We start from the raw sequence: 6,000 nt of genomic DNA, 5'->3' as shown, positions 1-6,000 counted from the left end.
GCGGTGCCGCCGACACTGCCATCAGAAACAGACAACGGCATAATCATTACCCGCACGGGCTATATTGCCAGCCGTAAAGATGCCCTGACAGTGATGTGGGAGGGGATGCCTTATTACGAGAACCGCTGCTGGCGTCCTGCAGCTAAAAAGCGCCCGGTGGTCAGCGGCACTTTGATGGCGCGCGTGACCAGCGCCAGGGATAACGACATTTACGCCTGGCAGGATGCATCGGGGATGTACCGCGTGAAATTCGATGCTGACCGCGACGATAAACGCCAGGGCATGGAAAGTATGCCGGTGCGTTTTGCAAAGCCTTACGGTGGTGACAAATACGGCTTCCACTTCCCGTTGATCCAGGGCACTGAAGTCGCCATTGCGTTCCACGAAGGCGATCCGGATCGACCGTATATCGCCCATGCCATGCACGACTCCCGCCACGTTGACCACGTCACTGAAGCCAACAGCAGCCGAAATGTGATCAGGACTGCAGGCCTGAACAAACTGCGGATGGAGGACAAGCGCGGCGAAGAGCACGTTAAACTCAGTACTGAATACGGAGGTAAAACGCAGCTCAATCTGGGACATAATGTCAATGCTGACAAGGTATTACGTGGTGAAGGCGCAGAACTGCGAACTAATGACTGGGTCAGCGTTCGTGGAGGTAAGGGGATTCTACTCACTGCAGATACTCAGCCTGACGTCGGCAGTAAAATGCTTGAAATGGACAGGGCTGTAGAACAACTGGAGCAGGCACTCACGCTGGCAAGAAGCCTCCAGGCTGCTGCGAAAGGGGCACAGGCAACAGTATCTGACATCGACAGCCAAAAGACACTAAACAGCTCACTGAAATATCTGAAAATGCCAGGAATGCTGGCCAGTGCACCTGCTGGTATAGGTATTCTCAGTCCTGAGGCTGTCCGGCTTGCTTCAGGCGGAGCAAGTATTGGTCTCATGTCAGGTGAAAACACGGATATCAGCACCGGGCAATCGTTCACTGTAGCGGCAAGCGAGGCTGTAAGCTTGTTTGCACAGGCAGCAGGAATGAAAATGTATGCCGGGGCAGGGAAGGTTGATATTCAGGCACAAGCTGACGCCATGAATGTCTCAGCATTACAGGACATCACTGTCGCCAGTGGTCAGGGAAGCGTGAAGGTGAATGCCAGCAAGGAACTGATTTTAAGTTGTGGTGGCGCTTATATAAAGCTTAGCGGCGGGAATATTGAACTGGGATGTCCGGGAAATATTTTGCTGAAAGCGGCCAATGTTAATCAGACCGGTCCTGCCAGTTTAGATACACCACCAGTGAATTTCCCGAAAGGATATGGCGGAACTTTTACCGTTACCGATCCCGACTCAGGGGATATCAAACCATTCACCAGTTATAAAGTAACGTCTCCTGATGGAGAGATATTTGAAGGAATATCTGACTCGTCAGGGAAGACCGCACCGCTTTACACATCGATGCCTGGCAACGTAAAAATTGAGTTTCCACGTGAGCAAAAGGATGAAGGTCCAGGGCATTGGGTTACTGTTGATCATGATTATCATGGGTTGAAGAATACTGCAATAATGGCAATCAATCGCTTAACCTCTATGGGAGATGAAGGACGTGTTTTTGGTTCTGAAGGAAAGGACTATATGAATACGAAAAGAGATAAAATTCAGGAATGGCAGCCATTGCCATCTGATGCCCCAGATGAGACTGGCCAAAAATCAGCAGTACATCGCTATGGAGAGCAGAGAAAGGTAACGCAAACTTTCCTGGAAGGTGACGATGCCTGGGCTGTTACAGGTCAGTCGTGGCACTGGCAACCAACGACTGCTGATGATGTCTATGAGGGAAATAAATGAAATTCATCTTAAAACGCAACCATATATTTTATTTTTGGGCGGTTTTTGACCTTTTTTACATCATCAGATTTATCTGGTTGAATATCTCCCAGGGACGAACTCCTTTAGTTGATGATATATTGTCTTTTAGCGGTATCTACCCGCAGCAAGGAGTGTATTCTCTAATCCTTTTTTCTTTCTCGTTACTGCTTAACGTATCAATTATCTTTTCTGCTGTAATGTTCTTAAAAAAGTGGAAGTATGCGAATTGGATAGTCTATGTTCAAACGCCATTCAGGCTGTTCTTCATGATTCCTTCTATATCGATATTGTCATGGGTGTTTAAATCTATTTCAGTCAAGGCTGGAGTGATATTTTTTGCTGCTGTGTTCATCTCAGAGATAATAAAAATTGGAACATTTTATCTGACAAGAAAAGAGAGCCGATAAGTTTTTTATTAAACATAGATAAGGAGGGATGTTTATGGCAGGCAGTTCATTAGTGACATCTGTGACGCATACAGAAGCAAAAGCTACAGCGGGAAAGCAGAAACCGTATTGGGTAGAATTTCAATTGGTTGATGAGCAGGGTGATCCTGTTGCGAATATGCCATGGACTGTTGAAAGTTCTCATCCAGTTTCCGGACCAGTCGATAACTTTACGTATACAGGTCAAAGTGACTCAGATGGGCTTATTCGCATTGATATGCCCCATGGGCTTGAGTTGAAACTGACACTTGACAGTAATCAACTGACAAAGGAAATGGAAAAGCGCGTTCTTCGTGTTGGTAGGGATCCTATAAAAGATTCGACCGTTCGTCCAAAAGCAGAGAAAAATGGCTATGCGTGGCACTACGCCGTTGTGGGTGAAATATGTCATCAGCAACCTGATTTGCAATTAAGAGAAGGAGAGGAATTGCCATTATTCCATTTTCCCATAAATAGCTCGTTTCAGGGTGTTAAGGTCAGAACAAATGAACTTGAAAAACGCCATGTGATTGAAATTTGCCCGTTTAGAGCCTGGGAGTTAGTCCTCCATCACCAGAATGATTACTCTATGGCCAATGCCATCAATTTAGGGTTGGCCTCTGATTTAGCATATGATGATATAGATATTATTACGAAGTATTTCATTAGTAAATGTCAGGACCTGTCGACGATACCCTCAAGAAAAATCGGTAAATCGACTATTAATGCTTTAGTTATTGATGTTCCATATGCTGATAGATATTTTCTTCCAATAGATATTGATTCGACCAAAGTTGAAGATCCTGAAGGCGATACGCAGCTTTATTATATCTACAACAGCAATCAAATAGTTATAGCGTGGCGCGGGACTGCCAGTCTGACTGATGGGGTAACGGATGCTTCTTTCAGGCCAGTAGAGTCCGATAGTTGCAATATCAAATCTGAATGTAATTCATTAGTTCCTACGGGGAAAGTACATACGGGTTTTTGGGCAGGCTATACCTTAATTGAAAGAATATTTGAAAATCAGCTTAATGAACTTAGCAATAAAATCGAAAGTAGGGATTTGTTCATTTGTGGTCATAGCTTAGGAGGATCGCTGGCATTAATTCACTCGGCAAGATTAAAGGAAAGCAACCCGCTTCTTTATACTTATGGTATGCCAAGAATATTCACTAAAAATGCTGTAGATGTATTATCAAGTATTACTCACTATCGGCATGTAAATGATCAAGACCCAGTACCATCAGTTCCACCAGAGGCCGACTTGGATAATCAGTTATATAAATTATGGGGGCCTTTGGGAACAACTCTTGGTTTTTTATGGTCTGTCGTTGAGCTTACTGCTTGGCAAATAGTTGAGTGGGGAGATTGTTTTTGGCACCATGGGAATACGGTCGCATTTTTAACCACAACTCAAAGTAGAAAGTGGCAACAATGTAGTATTGAACTTCCTTACCCAAGAAATTGCATGACCATTCAGGCAAGGCTTCCTGAAAAAGTTAAGCTTTATCTTGTCCCTTCGCTGGCACTTCAGGAAGCGAAGCAATCCGGGCAAGATCAAAAGGCTTTTAAAGATTCGCTTACTAAGGAAGATCTTAAAGAATTTTTCCCCGGAGGAATGAATCCAAGTAGAGGTGTGCCTGCGAATGTTGGAAATCATCTTCTGACATCATATATGCCCTATATAAATAATAAATTGTTAGGATTAGCTTATGAAAAAGGGTTGAGTGACGGGAAGACCTTCACTGAACATGCCGATAAAGTTGCATCCTTTAAATTACAAATGGACCACCATTCAGGTGAGATCCCTAAGAATGAGCTTAACAGGAATAAAAAGTTTCTTTCACTCGAGGATTTACTAAAAAACTCGCTTAGCTCAACTATCTCTGTAGCATCCGGTTCTGATGCTCTTAAAAGATTTAGTCATTATGGTGAAGAGGACATGGAAAATGTATAAGAGATTAAATTCACTCGTCTTGATCCAGTTTGCTTTATTGCTAAATGGATGCGCTCAGGCAACTGACAGAACATTATCACCACCATCGAATTCTGATTGGGTTAATATCGAGATTAAAAATCCTTCTGCTTATACAAAGCCTTTTCCTCTTGAAGTGTTGTACGTATCTACGACGTGCAAGCGTGAGTTGATGAGTATGCGAGATGGTCAACATTATGAGAAGGTGGGACTCAATCCAATAAAAATACCTCTTCAGGAAAAGAACTCATCCGGTGTATGGATTGCAAAAATAGCAAAAGATGGCGGCAGTAAGTGTAACTGGAAACTGAGTGAGTTCAATTTGGGAATTGAATATATTGACGCTACTCACCTCGGTAATGGTTTAGTCCCGGGAACTGCAGTTGGCGCAACAATTGCTTTTGATGACAATGCAACCAAAAATGGTCTATTTAAAATATTTGAAAATCCTGAACTTGTTTTATCTCCAGCGTACTATCCCTTGGTACAAACCAATAAACGCATCAGTGCAAACGATATGTTGAATTTGTTTGGTGAGAAGGATTTCATGAAAATAAAGATGGTTTCACCAGCCAAATCTATTCAGGTGATATTTAAACCAACTCTTGATGAATCTAAACTTGTTAAGATGATTGCTCCAAAAGAGCATAAAGTCGGAGCGTTTTATAAAATAATATATCCTGATGGCTCTGTTGTCTCTGATGGGGCGACTCATCCTGATATAAGTAAACTGGAAAAATAAGCGATGCATAAAAGATCTAAGGCATGGATCTTTTCCTTTATATTTCTCTCTACTGCTGGTTGCAGCATAAGTAGAACTGTTAACAAGACGTTATCTCCACCGGCGGATACAAAATGGGTCAATTTTGAAGTAAAAAACCCGTCTCAGTATACAAAACCCTTCCCGCTGGAAGTCAGATACATCTCGTATGAATGTAAGAAAAAAAGAGTGAGTGGGTTTGATGGTTCAGTGATCACAGAACCCAGCTATAACGTAATTCGGGTCCCGATGCACCAAGAGAGCGGGGATATCTGGAAAGCAAAAGTTGCTATGACTGGTGAAGGCTCGTGTAAATGGACGTTGAGTGCGGTCAATTTAGGTATCGAGTATATAGACGCGACACATCTTGGTAAGGATCTTGTACCTAGCACTGCGGTAGGGGTATCGCTCGCTTTTGATAATGATTCTTCTAGAAATGGGCAGTTTTATATGGTAACAGGTAATATCTTAAAATTAGCACCTAATTATTATCCTTTGATTCATACTAACAAAAGGATTCAGAAAAATGATGCGTTAGAGCTTTTTGGTAAAAAAGATTTTATACAAAAAAGAATTGTTTTCAATGTCAACAATGATGTTGTTGTTATATTTTCACCAAAACTTGATGAGTCAAAAGTTGTAAAAATGGTTGCGCCAGTAGAGTATCGAGTGGGTGCATATTATAAAATAATATATCCTGATGGTACTGTCGTATCTGATGGCTCAACTCATCCCGACATCAGGAGGATGGAAAAGTAGGAGATGTATAATCAAACAAAATTTATTCTGCTTTCCCTGGTGTTGTTTACTGTGGCGGGTTGCAGTATGAGCCGGGCCGTAAACAAAACGTTATCCCCGCCGGCAGATACAAAATGGGTCAATGTTGAAGTAAAAAATCCGTCTCAGTATACAAAACCCTTCCCGCTGGAAGTCAGATACATCTCGTATGAATGTAAGAAAAAAGA

At 42.6% G+C, this 6,000-nt stretch carries 4 protein-coding genes; all 4 read left to right on the top strand.

The window, feature by feature from the left end:
- The coding region (locus tag E2L00_RS17840) for a DUF2345 domain-containing protein (RefSeq protein ID WP_236127776.1) at nucleotides 1-1,851 on the top strand (1,851 nt) is incomplete at its 5' end.
- A 462-nt stretch (nucleotides 1,852-2,313) separates the two neighbouring features.
- A complete protein-coding gene (locus E2L00_RS17835; protein ID WP_167614072.1) occupies nucleotides 2,314-4,257 on the top strand; it encodes a lipase family protein in 1,944 nt (647 codons plus the stop codon).
- The gene (locus E2L00_RS17830) at nucleotides 4,250-5,017 is read left to right on the top strand and encodes a hypothetical protein (RefSeq protein ID WP_167614070.1); all 768 of its coding nucleotides are present in this window, start codon (nucleotides 4,250-4,252) and stop codon (nucleotides 5,015-5,017) included. Before E2L00_RS17835 ends, E2L00_RS17830 begins: the two co-directional genes overlap by 8 nt.
- Before the next feature lie 3 nt (nucleotides 5,018-5,020).
- Nucleotides 5,021-5,794 carry a hypothetical protein gene (locus E2L00_RS17825; RefSeq protein ID WP_167614068.1) on the top strand — a complete coding sequence of 258 codons (774 nt, stop codon included), beginning with the start codon at nucleotides 5,021-5,023 and terminating at the stop codon, nucleotides 5,792-5,794.
- Nucleotides 5,795-6,000: the final 206 nt, after the last annotated feature.

Origin of the sequence: Cedecea colo, assembly GCF_011808225.1 — a bacterium.
Taxonomy (GTDB): Bacteria; Pseudomonadota; Gammaproteobacteria; order Enterobacterales; family Enterobacteriaceae; genus Dryocola; species Dryocola colo.
This window is presented reverse-complemented; position numbering and strand designations above follow the sequence as displayed.